The following is a 25582-nucleotide window of genomic DNA, read 5'->3' on the forward strand; positions in this document are numbered from 1 at the left end:
CTCCGGCGGCCGGACCTGGCCGCCGGTAAAACGGCCGATCAGACCTTGGCGGCGGCGTCCACCACCACCAGCGCCGTCATGTTGACGATACGGCGCACGGTGGCCGACGGCGTCAGGATGTGAACCGGCGCCTTCACGCCCAGCAGGATCGGACCGATGGCCACGTTGTTGCCGGCCGCCACCTTGAGCAGGTTGTATGAAATGTTGGCCGCGTCGATGTTCGGGCACACCAGCAGGTTGGCTTCGCCCTTGAGCGAGCCGTCCGGCACCAGCGAATCGCGCAGCTTTTGATCCAGCGCGCTGTCGCCGTGCATTTCGCCGTCGACTTCCAGTTCCGGGGCGCGCTCGCGCAGGATGGCCAGCGTTTCGCGCATCTTGCGGGCCGACGGGGCTTCCGACGTACCGAAGTTCGAGTGCGACAGCAGGCCAACCTTGGGCTCGATGCCAAAACGTTTCAGTTCCTCGGCGGCCATCAGCGTGATCTCGGCCAGCTCGGCGGCGGTCGGATCGATGTTGACGTGCGTGTCCACCAGGAAGATCTGGCGGCCCGGCAGCACCAGGCCGTTCATCGCGGCGTAGACGCAGTTGGTCCCGCCCAGCACCTGGTCGATGTAGCGCAGGTGGGCCGCAGTCGTGCTGACCGTGCCGCAGATCATGCCGTCGGCCTCGCCCCGCTTGACCAGCATCGCGCCGATCAGCGTGGTGCGGCGGCGCATTTCCAGCTTGGCGTACTGCTGCGTGATGCCTTCACGGGCCATCATGCGGTAGTAGGCGTCCGAATAGTCGCGGAAGCGGTCGTCGTGCTCGGGGTTGACCACGGTGAAGTCCACACCCATGCGCAGGCGCAGGCCGAAACGTTCGATGCGGTGCGACAGCACGGCCGGACGGCCAATCAGGATCGGGTTGGCCAGCTTTTCGTCGACGATCACCTGCACGGCACGCAGCACGCGCTCTTCTTCGCCCTCGGCAAAGACGATGCGCTTCTTTTCCATCTCCACCTTGCGCGCGGCCGCGTAGATCGGCTTCATCAGCGTGCCCGAGTGGTAGACGAACTGCTGCAGCTGCAGGCGGTAGGCGTCCATGTCCTCGATCGGACGCGCGGCCACGCCCGACTTGGCGGCGGCTTCGGCCACGGCCGGTGCGATCTTGACGATCAGGCGCGGATCGAACGGCTTCGGGATCAGGTATTCGGGGCCGAACGACAGGTCCTGGATACCGTAGGCCGAGGCCACGATATCGCTCTGCTCCTGGCGCGCCAGTTCCGCCACGGCATTGGCGGCGGCGATTTCCATTTCACGCGTGATCGTGGTGGCGCCGCAATCGAGCGCGCCACGGAAGATGAACGGGAAGCAGAGAACGTTGTTGACCTGGTTCGGGTAGTCGGTGCGGCCCGTGGCCATCACGGCGTCCGGACGGATTTCCTTGACCAGTTCCGGCATGATTTCCGGATTCGGGTTGGCCAGCGCCAGCACCAGCGGCTTGTCAGCCATCTTCTGCACCATCTCGGGCTTCAGCACGCCGGCGGCGGACAGGCCCAGGAAGATGTCTGCGTCGTCGATGACTTCGCCCAGGCGGCGCTTGTCGGTCTTCTGCGCGAAGCGTGCCTTTTCCGGGTCCATCAGCTCGGTACGGCCTTCGTAGACCACACCGGCCAGGTCCGTCACCCAGATGTTCTCGATGGGCAGGCCCAGGTCGACGAGCAGGTCCAGGCAGGCCAGCGCGGCGGCGCCAGCGCCCGAGGCCACCAGCTTGACCTTCGAGATGTCCTTGCCCACCACCTTCAGGCCGTTGATCACGGCGGCGCCCACCACGATGGCGGTACCGTGCTGATCGTCGTGGAAGACGGGAATCTTCATCCGTTCGCGCAGCTTGCGCTCCACGTAGAAGCACTCCGGCGCCTTGATGTCTTCCAGGTTGATCCCACCGAACGTCGGCTCCAGCGACGCGATGATGTCAACCAGCTTTTCGGGGTCCGTCTCGTCGATTTCGATGTCGAAGACGTCGATACCGGCGAACTTCTTGAACAGGCCAGCCTTGCCTTCCATCACCGGCTTGGACGCCGCGGCGCCGATATTGCCCAGGCCCAGCACGGCGGTGCCGTTGGTGATCACGGCCACGAGGTTGCCCCGGGCGGTGTAACGGAACGAATCGGCCGGGTTGGCGACGATTTCCTCGCACGCGGCGGCCACGCCCGGCGAATAGGCAAGGGCCAGGTCGCGCTGGTTCGACAGCGGCTTGGTCGGGGTGACGGAAATCTTGCCGGGGGTCGGAAACTCGTGATATTCGAGTGCGGCCTTGCGCAGCGCCTCACGCTGCTGCTGTTTCAGATCGTCTTGGGACGGGGACTGCTGAGGGCTTGTCATCTGCGCATCTTCCGATCGGTGGAGCCGCACTGAATAACGCTGGGAGATCAAGGGCCGGCTCCACGAACCCGTCGTCTCCGCTTGTACGCGCTTAAGATTTGCACGCTTAAGGATGGCGCATTTTATATTGTGAAAAACTATTTCACAATGGGCGTTTTGCGCGGGGCACCTTTGCGTTTCGGTACAATATGCCGCATGCCGATGGGCTTGACCAGCCGGTATGCTCCACACCTGATGCCAGATCCCACGCCCGCTTCCCTGTCCGAATTCGACCTGATTCGCCGATTCTTCACGCGCCCCGTCCGCAAGGCTGCGCTGGGGGTGGGCGATGACTGCGCGCTGATCGACGCCCGGCCAGGCCATCAGCTTGCCATCAGCACCGACATGCTGGTCAGCGGCCGCCACTTCTTTCCGGACGTGCCGCCGCGCTCGCTGGGACACAAGGCGCTGGCCGTGAACCTGTCCGACCTGGCCGCGATGGGCGCCGAACCGCGCGCGTTCACGCTGGCGCTGGCCTTGCCGGAGGCCGATCCCGCCTGGCTCGAAGCGTTTGCGGGCGGCATGCTCGCCTTGGCCGACGACCACGGTTGCGAGCTGATTGGCGGCGATACCACCAAGGGGCCCCTGACGCTGTCCATCACCGTGTTTGGCGACGTGCCGCCGCGCCAGGCCCTGCGCCGCGACGCCGCGCGCCCCGGCGACGACATCTGGATCTCCGGCACGCTGGGCGATGCCCGGCTGGCCCTGGGCGACTGCCGCGGCGAATGGCTGCTGCCCGAACCCGATTTCACGGTGATCCGCCCGCGCATGGATACGCCCACCCCGCGCGTGGCGCTCGGCATGGCCTTGCGTGGCGTGGCGCATGCTGCACTGGATATATCCGACGGCCTGATCGGCGATCTGGGCCATATCCTGGCGCGCTCGTCGGTCGGCGCCATCCTGGACGTCGATGCGCTGCCCCGCTCCGAGATTCTCGGGGCGCAGCCGCTGGCGCTGCAGCGCGAATGCGTGCTGGCCGGCGGCGACGACTACGAGCTCTGCTTCACCGCCCCGGCGGGCCATCGCGAGGCCATCGCCGCCATCGGCCGGCAACTCGGCCTGCCGCTCACACGTGCCGGTTCGATCACATCGGAAGCCGGCCTGCGCATCGTCGATAGTCAGGGCGACCCGTTCGCCTTTACGGGTGCGTCATTCGATCATTTCAGCGCCCCGTGACACTTCGCACGCAAGCCGTGTCATGATGCCAGGCATGCGCGCAACAGGGAGAACTGCACACTTGCGCGCCATATATCACTAGAAAAGTCGAGCCAGGTTCTTGATGTCCGCCTATCCCCCCGGGGCCGCGCCGCGCGATCCCGCCAATCCTGCCGAGCCCGTCACGCTGGACGCCGGCCAGACCGCCAAGGTCATGCGCCCGACCGCCCGCTTCATGCTCGGCCATCCCGCCCGCCTGATTGCGCTGGGCTTTGGCTCCGGCCTGTCGCCGGTGAGCCCGGGCACGGTCGGCACGCTGTATGGCTGGCTGTCGTACGTCGTGATCTCGATGTGGATCGCGCCGAACACGTGGCTGTGGATCATCGCCGGCGGTTTCCTGGTCGGCATCTGGGCCTGCCTGCGTACCGCGCGCGACATGGGCGTGTACGACCACGGCAGCATGGTCTGGGACGAGATCGTCGCCTTCTGGCTGGTGCTGGTGTTTGTCATGCCCACCGGCTTCTGGGGCCAGTTCGCGGCCTTCCTGTGGTTCCGCTTCTTCGATATCGTCAAGCCGGCGCCGATCCGGTACTACGACCGCACGCTCAAGGGGCCCGGGTTCACCGGCGCGTTCGGCGTGATGTTCGACGATATGTTCGCGGCGTTCTATACGCTGCTCGTCTTCGCCCTGTGGCGCTCGTTCTGAGCGCCCGCGCCATTTCATCGCGCCTTCATCACTGCATCAGGATCTCGGGGAACCGTCGCCATGTCCGTCAGCCGCCTGCTCGACCAGCTTGCCATCCAGGCCGGAGCCGTCCTTGCGGAACGTTCGCTCATGCTGGCCACCGCCGAATCCTGCACGGGCGGGCTGGTGGCGGCGGCCATCACCGATGTGTCGGGGTCGTCGGGCTGGTTCGAGCGGGGCTTCGTGACCTACTCCAACGAAGCCAAGACCACCATGATCGGCGTGCCCGCCAAACTGATCCGCGACCACGGCGCGGTCAGCGAGGAGGTGGCCCATGCCATGGCCGAGGGTGCCCTGCTGAACAGCCGCGCACAGGTGTCACTGTCGATCACGGGCGTGGCCGGGCCGAACGGCGGCTCGCCCGAAAAGCCGGTGGGCATGGTCTGCTTCGGCTGGAGCAACCGCATCACCACCCGCACAGAAACCCAGCGATTCAAGGGCGACCGCGCCCAGATCCGCCGCCAGGCGGCCGAGCACGCGATGCGCGGGCTGATCGAACTGATCCGGAACGAGGAATAGGTGAAGGGAAGGCGTGGTTTTCTCCCCTCTCCCATGCAATGGGAGAGGGGAGCAACCGACGAGCCCATCCATCATGCGTCAACGCGTCAGCCGTGGCGATACCGGTTGATTGTCTCGCGCGTCTGCAGCGCCACGTTGCGTGCGGCGGCGGCAAAATCCTTTTCGCGGCTGGCGTACAGGATGGCGCGCGACGAATTGATCATCATGCCGGTGCCATCGGCCGTGCGGCCTGCCTTCACGGTGGCCTCGATGTCGCCGCCCTGGGCGCCGATGCCCGGAATCAGCAGCGGCATGTCGCCCACGATCTGGCGCACCTTGGCGATTTCGTTCGGGAAAGTCGCGCCCACCACCAGGCCCATCTGGCCATTGGTGTTCCAGCGTTCGCGCGCGGCCTCGGCCACCACCTGGTACAGCGGCTTGCCGTCGACCTGCAGGAACTGCACGTCCGAACCGCCCGGGTTCGACGTGCGGCACAGCACGATCACGCCACGGCCAGGATGCGCCAGGTACGGCGACATCGAATCGAAGCCCATGTACGGGCTGACGGTCACCGCGTCGGCCTTGTAGCGATCGAACGCCTCGATGGCGTAATGCTCGGCCGTCGAGCCGATGTCGCCGCGCTTGGCGTCCAGAATCACCGGAATCCCGGGATGGGCGTCGTGGATGTACTCGATCAGCTGCTCGAGCTGGTCTTCGGCGCGCTGGGAGTGGAAATAGGCAATCTGCGGCTTGAAGGCGCAGACCAGGTCGGCCGTGGCGTCGACGATTTCGCGACAGAACGAAAAGATCGCCCCGCCGGTGCCGGTCATCGACAGCGGCAGCTTGGCCGGGTCCGGATCGAGCCCGACGCACAGCAGGGAATCGTTTCGCTGCCAGGCATTGGACAGCAATTCGGTAAAGGTCATGGGATGCTCGGTATTCGGGTGAAGCCGGCGGCCCGGCTGCGTTCGACAGTCTTCACAGCATAACGCGGGTCGGCGCCGGCCGGTTGGCGCGGCGGGGCGAACAAGGCATCCCGCGGCCCAACATATGGCGTGGGCGGCATTCTACCTGCTGGCGTGATATTGTCTGGAGCTTCCGCTTAAAAAGAGCGACCCCGTCACATCAGGTCGCCGCCCCCCTCCTGCGCCATGCACCTCGACCGCCGCGGCCTTGTCCTGCTCGTCATCCTGACCATCGCCTGGGGCCTGAACTGGCCGATCATGAAGGTCGGCGTCGCCCACTTCCCGGCCATGGGATTCCGGCTGCTGTGCATGGCCGGCGGGCTGGTGGCGCTGGGCCTGGCCCTGAAGCTGCGCGGCGATTCGCTGCGGGTGCCGCGCCAGGCGTGGGCCACGGTGGTCAAGCTGGCCATCCCGAACATGGTGATCTGGCATTTGTTCGCCATCTGCGCGGTCAAGATGCTGTCGTCGGGCCGGGCGGCCATCCTGGGCTACACCATGCCGATCTGGGCCGTGGTCTGGGGCCTGCTGGTCTTCCGCGAGCGGATTGCGCTATCGGCCTGGATCGGCATCGCCTGCGCGCTGACCGGCACCGTGCTGCTGCTGTCGGGCGAGATCGCCGCGCTGACCGGCAGCCCGGCCGGCACGCTGCTGATGCTGGTGGCGGCCGCCGGCTGGGGCTTCGGCACCCAGCTGATGAAGCGCACCCCGACCGATGTGCCGATCGGCGCGCTGACCTTCTGGATGCTGGCCGTCACGCTGCCGTTCCTGGCCGTCGGATCGCTGCTGTTCGAGACCGGCTGGCGCATGCCGGCCGGCATCGAATGGGCCGCCATCGCCTACAACGCCGTGGTGGTCTTCGCGTACTGCCACCTGGTCTGGTTCGCGCTGGCGCGCAGCCTGCCGCCCGTGGTGTCCAGCCTGTCGATCATGTTCATTCCCGTGGTGGGCGTGTTCTCGGGCATGTGGCTGCTGGGCGAGACGCCGCACTGGCAGGACTACACGGCCATCGTGCTGATGTTCGCGGCGCTGTCGTCGGTGATGCTGGCCCCGCTGCTGCGGCGGCGCCTGTGAGCAACACCGGCGCAGAGATTTCGCTTAACAAGCCCCCCCGCGTTGGATTACACTCGCGGCCATCAGAATCCCGGAGAAACTACGTGGGCAGTAGCATCGGGTGTTCGGGTTGTAGCGGCCAGGCCGCGTCATCGCCGGATGCCATGTCACTGCGGGCTGCGTAACGCCGATCCGCGCGGGGCCATTGCCCTGCTCGTCGCCGTACTTGCCCGCAGACACCTGCGGGTGAGTGTGTCTTTCCGTTTCTCCTGCGGCCGCCTGCCGGCCGCCGCGCGCTGCGGATCTTCCCCTCCCCCCGGCTTGCCAGCCAGATACAGGCAACAGGCAAACGTCATCGCCTTGCAACGGACCGGCATCCGCCGTCCGCGCGCAGCGCGATCACGCTTGCCGGCCGCCCCATGGTCGCTTTGCTGGCGATGCCTTGCCTGCGCCTGTTTCCGGACAAACGCGCAATCAGTAACAAGGAATCCAAGGGATGATCAATCTGTTCGTCCTGCAGAAAGGTCGGCTCGCCCAGGAGCAGGTCGACGAGCGCAATGAGCTGCTGCAGCACAAGCCCATCTGGATCGACGTGGTCAGCCCCGACGACGAGGAGCTGGCGTGGATCAAGGAAGCCTACGGCGTCGTCCTGCCGGAACTCGAAGACCTCGGTGACCTGGAGGCATCGGCGCGTTACTTCGAGGGCGAGGACGAGAACATCCATATCCGCACCGACTTCCTGCTGGCGGAAGACGAGGCGTCGCGCAACGTGCGCGTGGCGTTCGTGCTCACGCGCGACGTCCTGTTCTCGATCCACGACGAAGACCTGCCCGTGTTCCGCCTGGTACGGCTGCGTGCCCGGATGCGGCCCGGATCGGTGCGCAACGCCAAGGACGTGCTGATGGACCTCTACGCGACCGACGCCGAGTATTCGGCCGATTCGATCGAGGAGATCTACGAGCGGCTGGAAGAAGCCAGCCGCCGCGTGCTGGCCGAGAACGTGACCGATGCCGCCGCCGCCGACGTGCTGGAGACCATCGCCCGCGAGGAAGACTTGAACGGCCGCATCCGCCGCAACGTCATGGACACGCGCAGGGCGGTGTCGTTCCTGATGCGCAGCCAGCTATTGTCGGCCGAGCAGCAGGACGAGGCACGCCAGATCCTGCGCGACATCGATTCGATCGAAAACCACACCGCGTTCCTGTTCGACAAGATCAACTTTCTGATGGACGCCACGGTCGGTTTCATCAACATCAACCAGAACAAGATCATCAAGCTGTTCTCGGTGGTGTCGGTGGCGCTGATGCCGCCCACGCTGATCGCCAGCATCTACGGCATGAACTTCAAGCTGATGCCGGAACTGGACTGGGCCATCGGCTACCCGTGGGCCATCGCGCTGATGGCCGTGTCGGCGGCCATCCCGCTGGTGTATTTCAAGCGCAAGGGCTGGTTGAGCTGACGGCCGTGTTTTCCTCCCCTCTCCCGCATGCGGGAGAGGGGTTGGGGGGAGAGGGCTCGGCGGTTCTGCTTGCCGACCTGTCGCAATTTGAACGGCAAGGCCCTCTCCCCCGCCCCTCTCCCATGCCATGGGAGAGGGGAGCAAAACAGGTGTCAATCCGGTAGCGTCGCCGCGCCCATGCGGCGGGCGATGATCGATGCCTTGACGCGGAAATTCACACGCACGTTCGCGCAGTATTCCTTCTTGTCGAAGCACTTCGGCGCCGGCAGCGCCGCGGCCAGCCGTGCGGCCTGGCCCACGGTCAGCTTCGCGGCGGAGGTGTGGAAGTAGTGCTGCGCGGCCGCCTCGATGCCGAACACCCCCTCGCCCCACTCCACCGAGTTCAGGTAGATCTCGAAAATCCGCTGCTTGTCGAGCCAGAACTCGAGCATCCACGTGATGGCCAGTTCCTGGCCCTTGCGCACGTAGTATTGCTCCGAAGACAGGAACAGGTTCTTGGCCAGCTGCTGAGTAATCGTAGAACCGCCACGTTCGATATGGCCCCGCTTCTTGTTGCGCTCCCAGGCATCCAGCATCGCGTCGAGTTCGTAGCCCGGATGGTTGACGAAGTCGGCATCCTCGCTGGCAATCACTGCCCGCTTGATATTGCGCGACATCTGGTCATAGCCCACCCACTTGTGGTCGATCGCGCAGCTCCAGAAGTTGAAGCCGCACAGGCGCCAGCCTTCGGCGCGCATGAACGACGTGGATGACGGATTCAGGTATTGCCAGGCGGCAATCTGCAGGAAGAAGTACAACTGCAGCGCCAGCACGCCAACGATCAGGCATTCGCCCAGATAGCCCACCCAGCGCAGCGGATTGGCCGCGCCCGATGCCCTGGACGGTGCGCGTGCGGCGCCGCTTCGCTGGCGTGCCAAGTCGGCTCCGCGCGTGGATCAGCGGGTCGCTTCGGCCTGCAGCGCGGCGCGCAGCTCGGCCAGGACCGGGGCGGTGTTCGGACGCACGCCGCGCCAGTTGTAGAACGCCTCGGCCGCCTGCTCCACCAGCATGCCCAGGCCGTCCGACGTGCGGGCGCCGCATTTGGCCGCATAGGCCAGGAACACGGTCGGCCTGGCGCCGTACATCATGTCGTAGGCCAGCACGCCTTCGCCCAGCAGGTATTCCGGCACCGGCGGCAGTTCGCCCTGCAGGCTGCTGGCCGATGCGTTGATGACCACGTCGCAGGCTTCGTCCTCGGACAGCGCGCTCAGCGCGTCCAGACCGCCCGCCCACAGTTCCACGCCGTACTGGTCGGCCGCTTCCACGAACTGCTCGACCACGTCGCTGGCCTTTTGCGCCGTGCGGTTGGCCACCACGATCCGCGCAGGGCGGCATTCGATCAGCGGCAGCAGCGCGCCCATGGCCGCGCCCCCGGCGCCCAGCACCAGGATGCGCTTGTCTTCCAGCAGCACGTCGAGGTTGTCCTGGATGTCGCGCACCAGGCCCACGCCGTCGGTGTTGTCGCCGTGGATCAGCCCGTCCTCGATCCACATCGTGTTGACCGCGCCGGCGGCTTCCGCGCGCGGCGTCAGGCGATCCGCCAGGTCATAGGCCTCTAGCTTGAACGGCGTGGTCACGTTCAAGCCATGGCCGCCGTCGGCCAGGAACTTGCGCACGGTGTCGGCAAACGCGTCGAGCGGCGCCTCCAGGCGATCGTACTGGACGGCTTCGCCGGTCTGGCGCGAAAACGCGGCATGGATGGCCGGCGACCGGCTGTGCGATACGGGGTTGCCCACCACGACATAGCGGTCGGCGGATTGCTGTTCTGCGGTCATCAGCGTCCTTGCAGGCGGACATCGAGCCCGCTGCGCGTGAACTTGAAAGTGGAAATGACTTCGAGGATGTCCTGCTTCGCCTGCATCTCGGGCGTGAAGGCGCCGAACGGTGCAGCGGCACGGACAATGGCCACGGCCTGGCGGTCCAGCGCGGGGTCGCCCGAACTCTTGGCCACGTCGATCGCCTCGACGTTGTAGCCGTCGCGGTTGTAGCCCAGCTTGCCCTGGCGGTTCACGTTGAGCACCAGGATCAGCTGGCCATAGAGCGGCTTGCCGTTCTTCTGCGGGAAGTCGCTCGTGCCGCGCGCCTCGATCTTGCGGCGCAGGCGGTCGTAATACTGGGCATAGTCCACCCCCTGGGCACTGGTGGCCGTCAGCTGCATGCGCTTGGGCCGCTTGGCGTAGTGCTCCAGGTTGCGGCCGATCTCGGCTTCGAGCTTGGCCATCTCGTCGGTGGACGTGCGGTCGTCCTGCCCGCGCGTCGGGGTATCGGTGCGCTGCTCGCCCGGCTTCACCGGCTGGCTGCGCACGGACGGCGCGGCCACCCTGGCCTGCGTCATCAGGCGGCGCTGCTCTTCTTCAAGCTCCTGGAGCCGGCGCTGCGTGAGCCTGATGAGGTCGCCTTCCTTCGATTCGGTCTGCGCCGGCAGCGGCGTGGTGGCACGCTGGGCATCGTGGTCGCCGCCGCCGTCCAGGTTGGCCTGCGCCAGCACGGTCGGGTTGCGCGGCTTCTGGGCGGACTTCGCGTTCACCAGCACCACGTCGAGCTGCGGATCGGAACGCTTGATCTCGAACACCTCCGGCGCGGCGATCCGCACCATCAGCAGCACCGCGTGGATGGCCACGGACACGACAAGCGCCTTGACCAGCGTGTTGCTGGATTGCCACCGGTCGCGCAGGTGCACGTGGCGGGGAGCAGGGAGAACGGCGTTCACGATGGGTCAGGAACCTGGACGGTCGGAATGGGGGCTCGCTCGAAAGCCGGCCACCCCACGGCGGAGGGGGGCCGGAACCGACTCCGATTGTACGGGAGCCGCCCCGTTTACCGAAGGACTCAGGCGGGGGGGTTGGTGCCGGTGTCGCGTGGCGCCGACGCATCGTCGCCATCCTGGCCGGGCGCCGGAGTGGCGCCCTCCTCCGCTGCGGCTTCCGAGGCATCCTCGGCAGCCGCTTCGGCCGCAGCCTCTGCGGAAACCTCGGCCAGGTCGTCGTCGCCGTCGTCGCTGTCGCCTTCGAGCTCTTCCTCGGGCACCTCGCCCTCACCGGCGAAGATTTCCAGCACGCGGCACGACACATCGAGCGAAATCTCGTCGGTCGACGCGATTTCCAGCAGCACCTGGGTGCCGCGGTTGGCCTGCGCCAGTTCCGGCACGCGCGTCACCAGCGGAATCTCGGTGAAGCGCACCGCGCCGTCCTTGAGCACGGTGGCCATCAGCTTGTCGCGGCCCTCCTGGGCCAGCCAGCGCAGGCACCAGTAGCGTTCCATGGTCGACTGGTGGTCGGCATAGGCGGCATAGGTGCCTTCGAAATCGGCCACGGCCGCCAGCAGGTCGGCGTCCTTGGGCTTGAACGGCGCCACCAGCTTGGCTGTGACGCCATGCTGGGCCACCGCCAGGATCTGCCACTGGTTGACCAGGTCAACATAGCGCCGCAGCGGCGAGGTGCTCCACGCGTACTGCGCCACGCCCAGGCCCTCGTGCGGTGCCGGATAGGTCTGCATGCGCGTGCGGTGCATGCCCCAGGCCTTCTGCGTGCGATAGATGCCCGGCACGCCGTGATCGGCCAGCAGCTTGCCCCACGTGCTGTTGGCCAGGATCATCAGCTCGGCCACGATCTTGTCCAGCGGCGACCCGCGGCGGCGCTGCTCGATGCGCACCCGCTCGCCGCCGTTCGGCAGGGGGTCGATATAGAAATTGAAGTCCGCGCGGTTGTGCGTTTCCGGACGCAGGCCGCTGGCCAGACGCGCCTTCTGGCGCTCGTCATGCAGATGGTTGGCCAGCCGGAACAGCTCGGTCAGCGGCTCGCGGAACGGGTAGTCGCCAGTGCCTGCCGCCAGTGCCTGCTCGGTCACCAGGTCTTCCAGCAGGTTGTGACGCAGGTTGGCGGCAATCGGCACCAGTTCGGCACGCGTTTCGCTGCCGAGGATGGTCACGCCATCGATGCCGTCCATGTCCACCGTCACATAGAGCGACACGGCCGGACAGGTGCGGCCTTCCTGCAGCGTGTATTTGTCCACCACGCTGTCGGGCAGCATCGTGATCTTGTCGCCCGGGAAATACACCGTGGACAGCCGCTGGCGCGCGATGGCGTCGAGCGGCTCGCCGCGCTTGAAACCCAGCGCCGGCGCCGCGATGTGGATGCCCACCCGCAGTTTGCCGTCGGGCATGCGCGTCACCGACAGCGCATCGTCGATTTCCGTCGTCGTGACATCGTCGATCGAGAATGCCTGGACGTCGGCCACGGGCAGGTCGCCGGCCGGATCGGGCACGTCCACGTCGGGGAAGCCGGTGCCTTTCGGGAAGCAGTCGGCCAGGAACTTGGCCTCGTGCAGCGCGCGCGGGCTTTCCACGCCGCCCACCGCCACCATCAGCCGCATCGGCGTCATGCCCAGCGCGGTGCAGGCGGCATCCATGGCCTTGAATTCGAGGCTGTTCTTGTCCGGCTTGAACAGCAGCTGCAGCACCTTGCCGCGGAACGCGTCAGGCAGCTTGCGCGCCTTGAGCTGTTCCTCGTACTCGGCCTGCACCAGCAGTTGCTGCTTCTTGCGCTCCACCGCGGCCAGCGCGGCCTTGAGCTGGTCTTCCGGGGCGCGCATGTAGCGGCCGCGGCCCTTGCGGCGGAAATAGACCGGATTGCCATGCAGCGCCATGGCCAGCGCGGCCTGCTGCACGGCGCCGGCATCGGCACCGTAGTACTCGGCAGCCAGCTCGCCGAAGCCGAATTCCTCGGCCGGCGCGCATTCCCAGAGGAAGTCGAGATCGATCTCGGCGGTCAGTTCGCCGGTTTGCCGCACCATTTCGATCGCCGTTGGCTGGGCAAACTGCAGCAGCACGTCCTTGGCCTTGACCTTGGTGCGCTTGCCCGCAGGCAGCTCGACCTGGTAGGCCTCGCCCTGTTGGGCGAGCACGGTGCCGGCGCGAATCTCGCCGCCTTCTTCGAACAGCAACTGCATGGATCGGTACTTTCAGAAGTGCCGGGACAGGGGCGCGCGATGTGCGCTGCAACGCGCAAAACACGGCCTGTCCGGACGGGTATACGACCCGGGATGATACCGCACCCCGCCTTGCGGCAACGGCGGCACACCCTGGGTCAGAAACGACGGGCCGGGGCCCTGCGGGTCAGAGCGACATGCCGCCGCTGGCCTCGATCGTCGTGCCGTTCACGTAACTGGCGTCGTCGCTGGCCAGGAACGCGTAGATGGCGGCGATCTCCGCCGGCTCGGCCAGGCGGCGCATCCAGCAGTGTTCCTTCATGCCGTCCAGCACCTTTTCCGGCACGCTTTGCAGGATCTCGGTGTTCACGAAACCGGGGCACACCGCGTTCACGCGCACGCCCTTCGGGCCTAGTTCGCGCGCCCAGGTCTTGGTGAAGCCGATCACGCCGAACTTGCTGGCCGCGTAGTTGGTCTGGCCGAAATTGCCGTACAGGCCAACCACGCTCGACGCGTTCAGGATCACCCCCTTGCCCTGCTCGGTCATCACGGCGGCCACGGCCTGGGCGCAATGGAACACGCCCTTCAGGTTGACGTCGATCACGGCGTCGAACTGCGCTTCGGTCATTTTGGCCAGCCGCGCGTCCTTGGTGATGCCGGCGTTGTTGACCAGGATGTCGATGCGGCCATGGCGCGCCAGCGTGGCCGCCACCACGCCATCCACCTGGTCGCGGCTGGTCACGTCGATCTTGTGCGCATCGACGCTGACGCCCGTGGCGGCCAGCCGGTCGGCGGCCTCGCGCACGCGCGCTTCGTTCACATCGCAAAGCACCAGCTTCGCGCCCTCGGCGGCAAATCGCTCCGCCGTGGCAAACCCGATACCGGCAGCTGCGCCGGTGATGATGGCGACCCGTCCTTCCAGTTTCATGATGCTTGTCTCTCTTCCTTGCTGTGTGTGTCGATACGGCGGGGCAGTCTGGTGCCGCCCGCGCCAATGTTGGCAGGCGCCGCCCGCGCCAGCAGGTCTGGCAGAAAGACCTCTGTCACGAGCATGGCGCCGCCGCCGCGCCGGAATACCGAGCGCCTGGCAGGCAGCATCGGCACTGACGCAAACGCCGGCAATACCCGCTGCAGCGCCTGGCGCAGCGGGTGGTGGATCGATAGCCGCGCGAACTGGAACGGCTCGCGCCGCACGCGCGGGTCCACGAACAGCGCGCCGCCCAACGGGCGGTTCCCCAGCCCGCGCAGGAACGGCCAGTCGCGGCGCGCCCGGTATGGATCGACGATGGTATGGGCGAAGACCGCCGGCACTTCGTCGCAGATGAGCAGCACTTCGCGCGTGATGGCCGGTACCGGGCGCATCAGGCCCAGCGCCTGCCATTCGTCGGCAAACGGCAACTGGGGCGCCTGCGCCAGCCTTTGCACGCGGAAGCGCGACGATGCCGACATCAACCGGGCCGTCAGCGACCCCTCGCCCGCAATCCAGCGGCGCTGGTTCAGCGGAATCGCCGCGTCATGCGGCAGATGGGCGTGCCAGGCGGCGCGCAGGCCCTTGAGGCCGCTCGCGCCCGTCATACCTTGCGTTTTCCGCCCGGCGCATAGCCGCAGAAGGCCAGGACATCGTCGACGTAGTCGCCGAATTCGCTGATACCGTGATCGCTGCCCTCGATGATGCGGATGTGGGCGCCCGGGCAGGCCGCGACCATCTCGCGATAGTCCAGCACCTCGTCCCCGGTGGCGGCCAGCAGGTAGTAGCGTTCGGGCCGCGTGATGGTGTCCACGCGCAGCGCCAGCAGTTCCTGCAGATGTTCGGGCCGCACCACGACCGAGCCGCCGCCGTGGTACAGCGGCTGCTCGCCCAGGTATTTCTCCAGATCGGTCCATGGATGGATCGCCGGATTCAGCAGCACGGCGCGGCAGCCATGTTTTTCGGCCAGCCAGCGCGCGTAGAAGCCGCCGAGCGACGACCCGACGATGGCGATATCGGACTCGCCGCCCGCGCGGGCGCCACGGATGGCAGCCTCAGCCTGAGCGATCGCCTCGGACGGCGACACGTTGAGCATCGGGCAGGCGAAATACTTCTCCAGGCCCCAGGCGCGCATCCGGTCCTGCACCAGGCGCGACTTCATCGACTGCGGCGAGGACCGGAAACCGTGCAGGTACAGCAGCATGTGATGTCCTGCCGTGGTCAGGCGCGGGCCTTGATGGCGTCGAGCAGTTTCTGGTGGACGCCGCCGAAACCGCCGTTGCTCATCACCAGCACCTGGTCGCCGGGCCGCGCGGCGGCGGTTACCGCCGCGACCAGCGCGCCCAGGTCGTCGAAGGCTGCGGCCCGGTCGCCCAGCGGCGCCAGGGCCTCGCCCAGGTTCCAGCCCAGGGCGTCCTTGCCAGCCGGCGCGCCGTAGCCGAACACCAGGTCGGCGGCTTGCAGGCTGGCCGGCAGCTGGGCAGCCATCACGCCCAGCTTCATCGTATTGGAACGCGGTTCCAGCACGGCCAGGATGCGGGCGTTGCCCACGCGGCGGCGCAGGCCGTCCAGCGTGGTCTGGATGGCGGTGGGGTGATGCGCGAAATCGTCGTAGACCGTGACGTCGTTGGCCACGCCCCGCACTTCCATGCGGCGCTTGACGTTCGCAAAGCGGCCCAGCGACTCGATGGCCTGGGCCGGCGGCACGCCCACGTGGCGCGCGGCGGCAATCGCGGCAATCGCGTTCATGCGGTTGTGCGTGCCTTGCAGATCCCAGACGACCGTGCCTTGCAGTGCTTCGCGGAAGTACACGTCGAAGGCGTCCTTGCCGGCCGGCGCAGGCGTGCGGGCATCGCCCTCGCGCCAGTCGCCCATGCCGAACTGCTCCACCTCGCTCCAGCAGCCGCGCTCAAGCACGCGGGCCAGCGCCGGCTCGTTGCCGTTGACGACCAGGCGGCCCTGACCCGGCACCGTACGCACCAAATGGTGGAATTGCGTCTCGATCGCCGCAAGATCGGGGAAGATGTCGGCGTGATCGTATTCCAGGTTGTTCAGGATGGCCGTGCGCGGGCGGTAGTGGACGAACTTGCTGCGCTTGTCGAAGAAGGCGGTGTCGTATTCGTCGGCTTCGATGACAAAGAAGTCCGATTCCGTCAGCCGGGCCGAGATGCCGAAGTTCTGCGGCACGCCGCCCACCAGGAAACCGGGGTTGTAGCCGGCATCCTCGAGCAGCCAGGACAGCATCGACGTGGTGGTGGTCTTGCCATGCGTGCCGGCCACGGCCAGCGTCCACTTGCCGTTCAGCACGTGTTCGCCCAGCCATTGCGGGCCCGACACGTACGGCAGGTTGCGGTCCAGGATGGCTTCCATCAGCGGGTTGCCGCGCGACACCACGTTGCCGATCACGTACAGGTCGGGGTTCAGCGACAGTTGCTCCGGATCGAATCCTTCGATCAGGTCGATGCCCTGGGCTTCGAGCTGGGTGCTCATCGGCGGATAGACGTTGGCGTCGCAGCCGGTCACGCGGTGACCCGCCTGGCGCGCCAGGACCGCAAGGCCGCCCATGAACGTACCGCAGATGCCAAGGATATGAATATGCATGGGAGCTTCGGGAATGCGTGGGGCCGCGGCGGCCGGGCCGCACGGCACTGGAAAGAAGGCTCTGATTGTACCTGCATGCGACAGGTTCCCCGGGCTGCGCCACCGTGCCGCGGACTTCGTTGTCCGGCCATGCGGGTATCATCGACACCATGTCCAGACGTACCCCCTCCGACCCCGGCCGCCTGCGCGAGGAAATCGCCCAGGCCGCCGCGCGCATGATCGCCGAAGATGGCGCCGATTACGCCACCGCCAAGCGCAAGGCCGCGCGCCAGCTGCTTGGCGACTTGCGCGTGGCCGGCGAATGGCTGCCCGACAACGACATGATCGAGGAGGAGGTGCGGGCCTACCAGGCGCTGTTCCACAGCGAGGAGCAGCCGCGCATCCTGGCCCTGCTGCGGCAGCTGGCGCTGTTGGCCATGGGCGACCTGGCCCCGTTCCGGCCCTATCTGGTGGGCGCCGTGCTCAACGGCACGGCCACCGAGCATTCCGACGTCTATATACAGTGCTTCTGCGACAGCCCCAAGGACGTGGCGCTGCACCTGCTCAACGCCGGGGTCGATTTCGAGACCAGCGAGAGCCGGCACTTCGCCGGGCGGGCCGATGTGGAGACCCTGAGCTTCCTGTGGCGCGGCCAGTGGCCGACCCTGCGCGAAGCGCGCCAGCTGGCCGGCGAGGTGCGCGCCACGCTGGGCGCCCCGGTGGGCATCCATATCGCGCTGTATGATGCCGACGACGAACGCGGCGCGGCGCGGGCCGACGCCAGCGGCCGCGCGGTCCGCGCCGACGCCAACGCCGTGCGCACCCTGCTGGGCGAGGCACGCGACCATTGATCCCCGCTCGGGTCCATGCCGGCCCGATCGCCCTATCTATATAGAACTGCCATCAACGTCACCCACCATGACTGCATCGACGCCCGGTTCCACACCCGCCCCCCGCTCATCCCTGGTCATCTGGATCGTCGTGGCCATCGTGGCCGCGGCCGCCGGCGTCCTGGTGGCGAACTTTGCCCTGGCCCCCAAACAGGCGTCCGACCAGGCCGTGGAATCGCTGTTCCAGGCAAAAATGCACGATCCGTCAGGCACCGAGCTGGACCTGTCGAAGTTTCGGGGCAAGACGCTGGTGGTCAACTTCTGGGCGCCCTGGTGCGGGCCCTGCGTCGAAGAAATGCCCGAACTGACCGCGTTGCATGGAGAATATGCCCAGCGCAACGTCGAATTCATCGGCATCGGCATCGATTCCGCCAGCAACATCCAGGAATTTCTCAAGAAAGTGCCCGTGAACTATCCGCTGGCCGTGGCCGGCTTCACGGGCACCGAACTCGCCAAGAGCTTTGGCAATGCACAAGGAGGCCTGCCCTACACGGTGATCATTACCCCCGAAGGCGCTGTGAAGTACCGCAAGATGGGGCGTGTCCACGTCGACGAACTGCGTAAGGCGCTGCCCGGCGCCTAAGGCAGCCCGCACGGTGCGCATGCCAAATAGCACGGATCTGCATCTAACTACACCAAACATGCACCGAACTGGCTGCCAACCTTCGGGCAAACCCCCAACAAAACCGGTTTTGCGCCTGAAACGGCGCTTTGGGGGCCGGAAATGTCTTAAAGGCGACATCCCGGCTTGTATCCCGTGCTAGACAAATCCCTCTAAGCTACGGTAATCTCCGCGCAATTTCGTTGAACTGGTCGAGCCGCCGTGTCTACCACCCCTACCGTCAGCCGCTCCGCCCGCTACCGCAAAGTGCTGGTTCTGCATGGTCCGAACCTCAATTTGCTCGGTACGCGCGAGCCGCAGACCTACGGACATACCACGCTGGCCGACATCAACGATGCGCTGGCAAAACGCGCGGCGTCCGCAGGCATCGGGCTGGACACGTTCCAGTCCAATCACGAGGGCGCCCTGGTAGATCGCGTTCATGCCGCGCGCGGCGAAGGGGTAGATCTCGTCATCATCAATCCCGCGGCTTTCACGCATACCAGCGTGGCGCTGCGCGATGCGCTGGCCGGCGTGGCAATCCCATTTGTCGAGGTTCACCTGTCCAACGTGCACCGCCGCGAGCCGTTCCGCCATCACTCGTATTTTTCCGATCAGGCGATCGGGGTGATCTGCGGCCTGGGCTGGCAGGGATACCTGCTGGCGCTGGAATACGCGCTGGCGCAGGAACAGGACAGCTAGCACCCGCACCGCCTCTGCAAACGCGAGAAAACCGCGGCCTGGCACGCTTGCGTGGCAGGCCAAATCAATCATGACTGACCGCCGCCGTCCCCTTCCCTGACATGAAGGTGACCGGACAACCCGATTCTGGAGGATAAGAAGATGGACCTGCGCAAGCTGAAGACGCTGATCGACCTGGTGGCCGAATCCGGCATTTCGGAGCTCGAAGTGACCGAGGGCGACGGCAAGGTTCGCATCGTCAAGCAACCGCCGCAGGTGCTCGCGCCGGTTGCCATGCCCCAGTTCCAGGCCCTGCCGCCCGCCGCCGGCGCCGCCGCCCCCGTGGCGGGCGCTGCCGCCCCGGCTGCCGCCGCCGAAGCCGCCCCGCAACTGCCGGCCGGCCACGTGGTGACGTCGCCGATGGTTGGCACGTTCTACCGCGCACCGTCGCCGGGCGCCGCGCCGTTCGTGAACGTTGGCGATACCGTCAAGGAAGGCCAGACCGTCTGCATCATCGAAGCCATGAAGCTGCTCAACGAGATCGAGTGCGACAAGGCTGGCGTGATCAAGGAAATCCTCGTCGAAAACGGCCAGGCTGTGGAATACGGCCAGCCGCTGTTCGTGATCGGCTAAGCCGTCAGCCGGCTGACGCGGCACGCGGGCCCCGAAAGGCCCCTGCCGCATGCGTTGGCCCGGTGCGCCACCCTGGCGTGCGCGGGCCCGCCCCTGTTCTCGCAGAGAGAGACCATGTTTGAAAAAATTCTGATCGCGAACCGCGGCGAAATCGCCCTTCGCATCCAGCGCGCCTGCCGCGAGCTGGGCATCAAGACCGTGGTGGTGTACTCGGAAGCCGACAAGGAAGCCAAGTACGTCAAGCTGGCCGATGAAGCCGTCTGTATCGGCCCGGCCCCGTCGCCGCTGTCGTACCTGAACATGCCGGCCATCATTTCGGCCGCCGAAGTCACCGACGCCCAGGCCATCCACCCGGGCTACGGCTTCCTGTCGGAAAACGCCGACTTCGCCGAGCGCGTGGAGAAGTCCGGCTTCGTGTTCATCGGCCCGACGTCCGACAGCATCCGCCTGATGGGCGACAAGGTGTCGGCCAAGCAGGCCATGATCAAGTCCGGCGTGCCGTGCGTGCCGGGCTCGGAAGGCGCCCTGCCCGACGATCCCAAGGAAATCCTGGCCACCGCGCGCCGCGTGGGCTATCCGGTGATCATCAAGGCAGCCGGCGGTGGTGGTGGCCGTGGCATGCGCGTGGTGCATACCGAGGCCGCGCTGATCAACGCCGTCAACATGACGCGCGAGGAAGCGGGCCGTGCCTTCGGCAACCCCGAGGTCTACATGGAGAAGTTCCTCGAGAACCCGCGCCATGTGGAAATCCAGATCCTGGCCGACCAGCACAAGCAGGCCATCTGGCTGGGCGAACGCGACTGCTCGATGCAGCGCCGCCACCAGAAGGTGATCGAGGAAGCGCCGGCGCCGCACATTCCGCGCCGCCTGATCGAGCGCATCGGCGACCGCTGCGCCGAGGCCTGCAAGAAGATCGGCTACCGGGGCGCCGGCACGTTCGAATTCCTGTACGAGAACAACGAGTTCTACTTCATCGAGATGAACACGCGCGTGCAGGTCGAGCACCCGGTCACCGAGATGATCACGGGCATCGACATCGTGCAGGAACAGATCCGCATCGCCTACGGCGAGAAGCTGCGCTACCGCCAGAAGGACGTGGAACTGCGCGGCCACGCGATCGAATGCCGGATCAACGCCGAGGACCCGTTCAAGTTCACGCCGTCGCCGGGCCGCATCACCGCCTGGCACATGCCCGGCGGCCCCGGTGTCCGCGTGGACTCGCACGCGTATGATGGCTACTTCGTGCCGCCCAACTACGACTCGATGATCGGCAAGATCATCACGTACGGCGCCACGCGTGACCAGGCCATCGCCCGCATGCGCATCGCGCTGTCGGAAATGGTGGTGGACGGCATCCTGACCAACGTGCCCCTGCACCGCGAACTGATGCTCGACGCCAACTTCGTGGAAGGCGGCACCAGCATCCATTATCTTGAACACCGCCTGGCCCAGAAGGCCAACGCCCAGGGCGAAAAACCCTGAAGCGGGGCCTGACCGGCCGGCATTGCAGTCAAAAGGAAACCCGTGGCATTCCAGGAATGTGTGATCGAAATTGCGCAGGATCAAGCTGAAGCGTGGTCCGATGCATTGTTCGACCTCGGCGCGCTGTCGGTATCGGTGGAAGACGCCGACGCCGATACGCCTGACGAGCAACCGCTCTTTGGAGAGCCCGGGCTGGAGCCGACGCGGCTGGCGTGGAACCGCTCGCGCGTGGTGGCGCTCTTCGACGAAGAGACCGACCCCGCGCTGGTGGTGACCGCTGCCGCGAACGCACTCAAGGTCGACCCCGTGCCGCCGTTCGTGCTGCGCTCGGTGGAAGACCAGGACTGGGTGCGCCTGACCCAGTCGCAATTCGAACCGATCCGCGTGGGCGAGAAGATCTGGGTCGTGCCGTCGTGGCACGACGCGCCGGAGCCCGACGCGGTGATCCTGGAACTCGATCCGGGCCTGGCCTTCGGCACGGGCAGCCATCCGACCACGCGCCTGTGCATGCAGTGGCTGGAGCAGAACGTGCGGGCTGGCGAGACCGTGCTGGACTACGGCTGCGGCTCGGGCATCCTGGCCATCGTGGCAAAGAAGCTCGGCGCGGGCGAGACCATCGGCATCGACATTGATCCGAACGCCGTCGAGGCCTCGCGCTACAACGCCGAGCGCAACCAGGTGCAAGCCAGCTTCGCGCTGCCGGAATCGGTGTCCGAAGCCACCTACGACCTGGTGGTGGCCAATATTCTTTCCAATCCGCTCAAGCTGATGGCCGCGATGCTGTCGGCGCGCGTGCGCCCCGGCGGCCGGCTGGTGCTGTCCGGCGTGCTGGAACGGCAGGCCGATGAAGTGGCTGCGGCCTACGCGCCGTGGCTGGCCATGTCGGTCTGGCGCAGCGAGGAAGGCTGGGTGTGCCTGCACGGCACGCGCCCGTTGACGGCCAACCGTTCCTGATTCGTCATCATGGCCGCCGCCAAGCTCGTCACGCGCTGCCCGGCCTGCCGCACCGCGTTCCGGCTCGTTGCGGATCAGCTGCGGCTGCGCCAGGGCCTGGTCCGCTGCGGACAATGCGATACCGTCTTCGATGCACGCGAACACCTGATCGAGGTGCCCGCGCCGGCCCAATCGGCCCAATCGGCCACCTCGGCTGCGTCGAACCCATCGGCCGCCGCCGTGACGATGGCGGCCGCGCTGGCCCACGCCGAGCAGACCCAGGCAACGGCCCGCGCGCGCGAAGACGAGGCCCCATTCGACCCGGGCTTTGATCCGGGCTACGAAGTCCCCGCGCTCGATTCGCCGACGACGATGATGTCGGAGCCGTTGCCCGATGCAGTGGCGCAGGCGCCGAGCCCCGGGACGGTCGCCGGCGACGCGCGTCAGGAAGCGGAAGCGGATGCGGATGCGGACGCCGATGCCGATGCCGATGCCGATGCCGATGCCGACATCGAACCCGATCTCCCGGCCGACCACGAACCCGACCTGACGCCCGCCGGCGAGGCGGCAATGCCCGCGGCCGAGGGCGAGCCGGCGTCCGACGCATCGACTCCCGCATCGGCCGACACCGCGCCGCCAGCGGAACCCCCACTGACCGATCCGCCGGCGCCATGGCCGATGCTCGACCATTCGGCATTCGACGATGAGCCGGTGCAGACACCATCGCCGGCCGCGCAGGCGTCGCAGGCATCCCACTCTTCGCTGGACCCGGCTGCGGCTTTCGCGCCAAAAAACCCGTCGGGCATGCCGCCCTACGGCGCGTACAGCGCCAAGGCCAGCTGGCCGCCGCTGCGCCCGGCCAATGCACCGTCGAGCCAGCCCATGGATGAAGCCGGTGCCGAAACGCCCGAGACGTCCGCCACCGAAGCGGCTCCGGCCGCCGATGCGGTGCCGGAGGACGCAGGCGCCGGGGCCGTGGCCGATGCATCGGACGCATCGGACGCATGGGACACATCGGACGCAATGGCTGCATCGCAGGATTCGGATGTGCCCCATGTGCCGGCCGATGCATTGCCCACGCCCGAACCGTTCCCGCAGGCAGATCCGGTGCCTAGCGCCAGCGGCTTCCTGCGCGCCGAGGATCCGGCCGACCCCGAAGCCGAAGCGTGGGCCGCACAGGCCAAGGACGTCATCGAACACGACCTCGGCGTCACGTTGCGCGATGGCACGCCCAATGCCGTGGCACGCGAGACCGCCACACGCCACTGGCTGAACCGTCCCGGCGCATCGGCGGGATCGCCATCCGCATCGGCGGGCACGGCAGCAAGCGGGCCGGTCTTCGCGCCCGATTTCCTGCGCCATACGCGCGAACGCGAACAGTCCCGCGCGCCCGGCGTGAAGGTCTCGGTGCCCGGCAACCGGCGCATCTGGATGCGCGCGGGGGCCGTTGTGCTGGGCCTCGGCATCCTGCTGCAGGGCATCTACCTGGCCCGCAGCCAGATTGCCGGCAGCATGCCGGTGCTGCGTCCGGTACTTGAGGCGGCTTGTGCACCGTTTGGCTGCGATGTGCCGCCGTGGCGCGACCTCGAGGCGCTGCGCATCGACAGTTCGCAACTGCAGAAGCAGGACGAGGCCAGCGACGTCTATCTGCTGGCGGTCACCCTGCGCAACCAGGGGCGCGCCACCACGGCGCTGCCGGCGATCGAGCTGGTCATGACCGATCTGCAGGACCAGTTGCTGCTGCGCCGCGTGCTGCTGCCGGCCGAGTACCTGGAGCCCGTCCAGCGCGGCTTCGCGGCCACGGGTCTGCGCGCGGGCAGCGAGCTGCCGGTTCGGGTACGATTCCGGACACAGCAGGCGGCTGCCAATTACCGCGTGCTGATTTTCTACCCCTGAATTCCATCGCCCCCCTCGCCACGCCGGCCGGCAATGCACCGGGCCGGCGGGCTGTACTTTTCTGACAGGAGCAACCATGAGCAATGTGACCCTTGGCGGCAACGCCATCGAAGTTGGCGGCAAGTTTCCCCATGCTGGCGACAAGGCACCGGCTTTCACGCTGGTCGGCAAGGACCTGAAGGACGTGACGCTGGCTGACTTCGCAGGCAAGCGCAAGGTGCTGAATATCGTCCCGAGCCTGGACACGCCCGTCTGCCAGGCGTCGGCACGCAAGTTCAACGAGGCTGCCAGCAGCCTGGCCAACACCGTGGTGCTGACTATCTCGGCCGACCTGCCGTTCGCCATGGGCCGCTTCTGCACCGCCGAAGGCCTGAACAACGTGGTGACGCTGTCGACGATGCGCGGTGCTGACTTCAAGAACGCCTATGGCGTGGATATCAAGAGCGGCCCGCTGGCCGGCGTCTGCGCGCGTGCCGTGGTGGTGGTCGACGAGAACGACACCGTGAAGTACAGCGAGCTGGTGCCGGAAATCAAGCAGGAGCCGAATTACGACGCTGCTCTGGCTGCACTGAAATAATCTGTGCGGTAGAACACAGTCGTACCAGCGTTTCCGCCCGTCATGCACGGGCGGAATTATTTAACGTATCTGTTGCGGCCCTTCGCCGGGCCATTTGGAGAAGAGATGTCCAGCCTGATCTGCGGTTCCGTCGCCTACGACACCATCATGACGTTCGACGGCCGGTTCCGTGAACACATTCTTCCGGACCAGATCCACATGCTGAACGTCTCGTTCCTGGTGCCGGGCATGCGGCGCGAGTTCGGCGGCTGCGCCGGCAACATCGGCTACACGCTCAAGATGCTGGGCGGCGATCCGATCGTGATGGCCACCGTGGGCCAGGACGCCGGCCCGTACCTGCAGTACCTGCGCGACCTGGGCATCGCCACCGACCATATCCGCACGCTGCCCGACACGTTCACGGCGCAGGCGATGATCACGACCGACCTGGACAACAACCAGATCACCGCATTCCATCCGGGCGCCATGGGCCAGTCGCAGCTCAACAGCGTGCAGGACGCGCTGGGCGCCGGCAAGCGCCCGGCACTGGGCATCGTGGCCCCGGACAGCCGCGAAGGCATGCTGCACCACGCACAGCAGTTCGCCGATGCCGGCATTCCGTTCATCTTCGACCTGGGCCAGGCCATGCCGCTGTTCAACGGCGAGGACCTGCGGGCGTTCATTGAACTCGCCAGTTACGTGACGGTCAATGACTACGAAGCACAGGTCATGCTGTCCCGTACCGCCTGGACCAGCGCCGAAGTGGCCGCCAAGGTGCGCGCGTTCATCGTGACGCACGGTGAACGTGGCGCCAGCATCTTCGCCGATGGCCAGCAGTACGCCATCCCGGCCGTGCAGGCCGAGCGCGTGGTGGACCCCACCGGCTGTGGCGACGCCTTCCGCGGCGGCCTGCTCTACGGCATCGAGCAGGGCATGGACTGGGAAACCACCGGTCGCCTCGCCTCGCTGATGGGTGCGCTCAAGATTGCCCAGCAAGGCCCTCAGAACCACTGGATTTCGCGTGAGGAAATCGGCAGCCGCTTCGCGGCGGCGTTCGGTTACCAATACGCCTAAGATGAAAAGGTGAACCGCGCACACCGGACGACGACGAAGGGCGCGGCATT

At 66.7% G+C, this 25582-nt stretch carries 24 protein-coding genes; 14 read left to right on the forward strand and 10 right to left on the reverse strand.

What is annotated here, in order from left to right; all coding sequences use genetic code 11:
• Positions 1–38: 38 nt before the first annotated feature.
• Positions 39–2363, reverse strand: a complete 2325-nt coding sequence (locus AC3FJ6_RS20620; RefSeq protein WP_153947257.1) for an NADP-dependent malic enzyme — start codon at positions 2361–2363, stop codon at positions 39–41.
• A 234-nt stretch (positions 2364–2597) separates the two neighbouring features.
• On the opposite strand from AC3FJ6_RS20620, the gene thiL reads away from it, so the two are divergent.
• The 3 genes from thiL to AC3FJ6_RS20635 all read left to right on the forward strand — a co-directional run bounded on the left by thiL (position 2598) and on the right by AC3FJ6_RS20635 (position 4821).
• Positions 2598–3578 (forward strand): thiamine-phosphate kinase, encoded by a 981-nt coding sequence (thiL, locus tag AC3FJ6_RS20625; protein WP_488773524.1) that lies wholly within the window; start codon positions 2598–2600, stop codon positions 3576–3578.
• Positions 3579–3681: 103 nt separating this feature from the next.
• The gene (locus AC3FJ6_RS20630; RefSeq protein ID WP_488773525.1) at positions 3682–4263 is read left to right on the forward strand and encodes a phosphatidylglycerophosphatase A family protein; all 582 of its coding nucleotides are present in this window, start codon (positions 3682–3684) and stop codon (positions 4261–4263) included.
• Positions 4264–4323: 60 nt separating this feature from the next.
• Positions 4324–4821 (forward strand): CinA family protein, encoded by a 498-nt coding sequence (locus AC3FJ6_RS20635; RefSeq protein ID WP_153947254.1) that lies wholly within the window; start codon positions 4324–4326, stop codon positions 4819–4821.
• An 86-nt stretch (positions 4822–4907) separates the two neighbouring features.
• Here AC3FJ6_RS20635 and pyrF read toward each other — a convergent pair whose 3' ends face one another.
• Positions 4908–5726 carry an orotidine-5'-phosphate decarboxylase gene (gene pyrF / locus AC3FJ6_RS20640; RefSeq protein WP_153947253.1) on the reverse strand — a complete coding sequence of 273 codons (819 nt, stop codon included), beginning with the start codon at positions 5724–5726 and terminating at the stop codon, positions 4908–4910.
• 225 nt (positions 5727–5951) lie between these two features.
• Between pyrF and AC3FJ6_RS20645 the strand changes: the two genes are divergently transcribed.
• Together AC3FJ6_RS20645 and corA are read left to right on the forward strand one after the other, a co-directional pair.
• Positions 5952–6836, forward strand: a complete 885-nt coding sequence (locus tag AC3FJ6_RS20645; protein WP_488773526.1) for a DMT family transporter — start codon at positions 5952–5954, stop codon at positions 6834–6836.
• A 475-nt stretch (positions 6837–7311) separates the two neighbouring features.
• Positions 7312–8274 (forward strand): magnesium/cobalt transporter CorA, encoded by a 963-nt coding sequence (gene corA / locus AC3FJ6_RS20650; protein ID WP_066732294.1) that lies wholly within the window; start codon positions 7312–7314, stop codon positions 8272–8274.
• Between the two features lie 152 nt (positions 8275–8426).
• Here the strand turns inward: corA and mtgA are convergent, their stop codons facing one another.
• The 8 genes from mtgA to mpl form a co-directional block, all read right to left on the reverse strand.
• Positions 8427–9128, reverse strand: a complete 702-nt coding sequence (gene mtgA / locus AC3FJ6_RS20655) for a monofunctional biosynthetic peptidoglycan transglycosylase (protein ID WP_488773599.1) — start codon at positions 9126–9128, stop codon at positions 8427–8429.
• A gap of 81 nt (positions 9129–9209) precedes the next feature.
• Positions 9210–10088, reverse strand: coding sequence for a shikimate dehydrogenase (gene aroE / locus AC3FJ6_RS20660; protein WP_153947251.1), 879 nt, complete (start codon positions 10086–10088; stop codon positions 9210–9212).
• Positions 10088–11023, reverse strand: coding sequence for an energy transducer TonB family protein (locus tag AC3FJ6_RS20665; RefSeq protein WP_488773527.1), 936 nt, complete (start codon positions 11021–11023; stop codon positions 10088–10090). Before AC3FJ6_RS20665 ends, aroE begins: the two co-directional genes overlap by 1 nt.
• Positions 11024–11142: 119 nt before the next feature.
• A complete protein-coding gene (locus AC3FJ6_RS20670) occupies positions 11143–13260 on the reverse strand; it encodes a ribonuclease catalytic domain-containing protein (RefSeq protein WP_488773528.1) in 2118 nt (705 codons plus the stop codon).
• Between the two features lie 166 nt (positions 13261–13426).
• Positions 13427–14167 (reverse strand): 3-oxoacyl-ACP reductase FabG, encoded by a 741-nt coding sequence (fabG, locus tag AC3FJ6_RS20675; protein WP_488773529.1) that lies wholly within the window; start codon positions 14165–14167, stop codon positions 13427–13429.
• Positions 14164–14814 carry a chorismate--pyruvate lyase family protein gene (locus AC3FJ6_RS20680; protein ID WP_488773530.1) on the reverse strand — a complete coding sequence of 217 codons (651 nt, stop codon included), beginning with the start codon at positions 14812–14814 and terminating at the stop codon, positions 14164–14166. The genes fabG and AC3FJ6_RS20680 overlap by 4 nt, the downstream gene beginning before the upstream one ends.
• Positions 14811–15410, reverse strand: a complete 600-nt coding sequence (locus tag AC3FJ6_RS20685; protein WP_488773531.1) for a YqiA/YcfP family alpha/beta fold hydrolase — start codon at positions 15408–15410, stop codon at positions 14811–14813. Before AC3FJ6_RS20685 ends, AC3FJ6_RS20680 begins: the two co-directional genes overlap by 4 nt.
• 17 nt (positions 15411–15427) lie before the next feature.
• Complete coding sequence (gene mpl / locus AC3FJ6_RS20690; protein WP_488773532.1) at positions 15428–16807, reverse strand: UDP-N-acetylmuramate:L-alanyl-gamma-D-glutamyl-meso-diaminopimelate ligase; 1380 nt, start codon at positions 16805–16807, stop codon at positions 15428–15430.
• Positions 16808–16956: 149 nt separating this feature from the next.
• Here mpl and AC3FJ6_RS20695 point away from each other — a divergent pair, with 149 nt between their 5' ends.
• The 9 genes from AC3FJ6_RS20695 (at position 16957) to AC3FJ6_RS20735 (ending at position 25532) form a co-directional block, all read left to right on the forward strand.
• Positions 16957–17637, forward strand: a complete 681-nt coding sequence (locus AC3FJ6_RS20695) for a UDP-N-acetylmuramate--alanine ligase (protein WP_488773533.1) — start codon at positions 16957–16959, stop codon at positions 17635–17637.
• A gap of 67 nt (positions 17638–17704) precedes the next feature.
• Complete coding sequence (locus tag AC3FJ6_RS20700; protein ID WP_488773534.1) at positions 17705–18259, forward strand: TlpA family protein disulfide reductase; 555 nt, start codon at positions 17705–17707, stop codon at positions 18257–18259.
• 240 nt (positions 18260–18499) lie between these two features.
• A complete protein-coding gene (aroQ, locus tag AC3FJ6_RS20705) occupies positions 18500–18979 on the forward strand; it encodes a type II 3-dehydroquinate dehydratase (protein ID WP_488773536.1) in 480 nt (159 codons plus the stop codon).
• A gap of 141 nt (positions 18980–19120) precedes the next feature.
• Entirely contained in the window at positions 19121–19591 is a 471-nt protein-coding gene (accB, locus tag AC3FJ6_RS20710) for an acetyl-CoA carboxylase biotin carboxyl carrier protein (protein WP_400395241.1), read from the forward strand.
• 114 nt (positions 19592–19705) lie between these two features.
• Positions 19706–21073, forward strand: a complete 1368-nt coding sequence (accC, locus tag AC3FJ6_RS20715; RefSeq protein WP_153947242.1) for an acetyl-CoA carboxylase biotin carboxylase subunit — start codon at positions 19706–19708, stop codon at positions 21071–21073.
• 42 nt (positions 21074–21115) lie between these two features.
• Complete coding sequence (gene prmA, locus AC3FJ6_RS20720) at positions 21116–22027, forward strand: 50S ribosomal protein L11 methyltransferase (RefSeq protein WP_488773537.1); 912 nt, start codon at positions 21116–21118, stop codon at positions 22025–22027.
• A gap of 9 nt (positions 22028–22036) precedes the next feature.
• Entirely contained in the window at positions 22037–23902 is a 1866-nt protein-coding gene (locus AC3FJ6_RS20725; RefSeq protein ID WP_488773538.1) for a DUF3426 domain-containing protein, read from the forward strand.
• Positions 23903–23978: 76 nt separating this feature from the next.
• Entirely contained in the window at positions 23979–24479 is a 501-nt protein-coding gene (tpx, locus tag AC3FJ6_RS20730) for a thiol peroxidase (RefSeq protein WP_488773539.1), read from the forward strand.
• A gap of 105 nt (positions 24480–24584) precedes the next feature.
• Positions 24585–25532: a carbohydrate kinase family protein gene (locus AC3FJ6_RS20735; RefSeq protein ID WP_400395572.1), complete on the forward strand. Its 948-nt coding sequence runs from the start codon at positions 24585–24587 to the stop codon at positions 25530–25532.
• Positions 25533–25582 lie beyond the last annotated feature (50 nt).

It is taken from the genome of Cupriavidus sp. 94F1 (assembly GCF_057798875.1).

What these genes read in the sequence shown, in the direction of transcription:
- AC3FJ6_RS20620 (WP_153947257.1), bottom strand. Translation starts at nt 2,363, where the DNA reads ATGACAAGCCCTCAGCAGTCCCCGTCCCAAGACGATCTGAAACAGCAG.
- AC3FJ6_RS20725 (WP_488773538.1), top strand. Translation starts at nt 22,037, where the DNA reads ATGGCCGCCGCCAAGCTCGTCACGCGCTGCCCGGCCTGCCGCACCGCG.
- AC3FJ6_RS20635 (WP_153947254.1), top strand. Translation starts at nt 4,324, where the DNA reads ATGTCCGTCAGCCGCCTGCTCGACCAGCTTGCCATCCAGGCCGGAGCC.
- accC (WP_153947242.1), top strand. Translation starts at nt 19,706, where the DNA reads ATGTTTGAAAAAATTCTGATCGCGAACCGCGGCGAAATCGCCCTTCGC.
- fabG (WP_488773529.1), bottom strand. Translation starts at nt 14,167, where the DNA reads ATGAAACTGGAAGGACGGGTCGCCATCATCACCGGCGCAGCTGCCGGT.
- tpx (WP_488773539.1), top strand. Translation starts at nt 23,979, where the DNA reads ATGAGCAATGTGACCCTTGGCGGCAACGCCATCGAAGTTGGCGGCAAG.
- AC3FJ6_RS20670 (WP_488773528.1), bottom strand. Translation starts at nt 13,260, where the DNA reads ATGCAGTTGCTGTTCGAAGAAGGCGGCGAGATTCGCGCCGGCACCGTG.
- thiL (WP_488773524.1), top strand. Translation starts at nt 2,598, where the DNA reads ATGCCAGATCCCACGCCCGCTTCCCTGTCCGAATTCGACCTGATTCGC.
- AC3FJ6_RS20695 (WP_488773533.1), top strand. Translation starts at nt 16,957, where the DNA reads ATGTCCAGACGTACCCCCTCCGACCCCGGCCGCCTGCGCGAGGAAATC.
- AC3FJ6_RS20700 (WP_488773534.1), top strand. Translation starts at nt 17,705, where the DNA reads ATGACTGCATCGACGCCCGGTTCCACACCCGCCCCCCGCTCATCCCTG.
- AC3FJ6_RS20645 (WP_488773526.1), top strand. Translation starts at nt 5,952, where the DNA reads ATGCACCTCGACCGCCGCGGCCTTGTCCTGCTCGTCATCCTGACCATC.
- corA (WP_066732294.1), top strand. Translation starts at nt 7,312, where the DNA reads ATGATCAATCTGTTCGTCCTGCAGAAAGGTCGGCTCGCCCAGGAGCAG.
- AC3FJ6_RS20630 (WP_488773525.1), top strand. Translation starts at nt 3,682, where the DNA reads ATGTCCGCCTATCCCCCCGGGGCCGCGCCGCGCGATCCCGCCAATCCT.
- mpl (WP_488773532.1), bottom strand. Translation starts at nt 16,807, where the DNA reads ATGCATATTCATATCCTTGGCATCTGCGGTACGTTCATGGGCGGCCTT.
- pyrF (WP_153947253.1), bottom strand. Translation starts at nt 5,726, where the DNA reads ATGACCTTTACCGAATTGCTGTCCAATGCCTGGCAGCGAAACGATTCC.
- aroE (WP_153947251.1), bottom strand. Translation starts at nt 10,088, where the DNA reads ATGACCGCAGAACAGCAATCCGCCGACCGCTATGTCGTGGTGGGCAAC.
- AC3FJ6_RS20685 (WP_488773531.1), bottom strand. Translation starts at nt 15,410, where the DNA reads ATGCTGCTGTACCTGCACGGTTTCCGGTCCTCGCCGCAGTCGATGAAG.
- accB (WP_400395241.1), top strand. Translation starts at nt 19,121, where the DNA reads ATGGACCTGCGCAAGCTGAAGACGCTGATCGACCTGGTGGCCGAATCC.
- AC3FJ6_RS20735 (WP_400395572.1), top strand. Translation starts at nt 24,585, where the DNA reads ATGTCCAGCCTGATCTGCGGTTCCGTCGCCTACGACACCATCATGACG.
- AC3FJ6_RS20680 (WP_488773530.1), bottom strand. Translation starts at nt 14,814, where the DNA reads ATGACGGGCGCGAGCGGCCTCAAGGGCCTGCGCGCCGCCTGGCACGCC.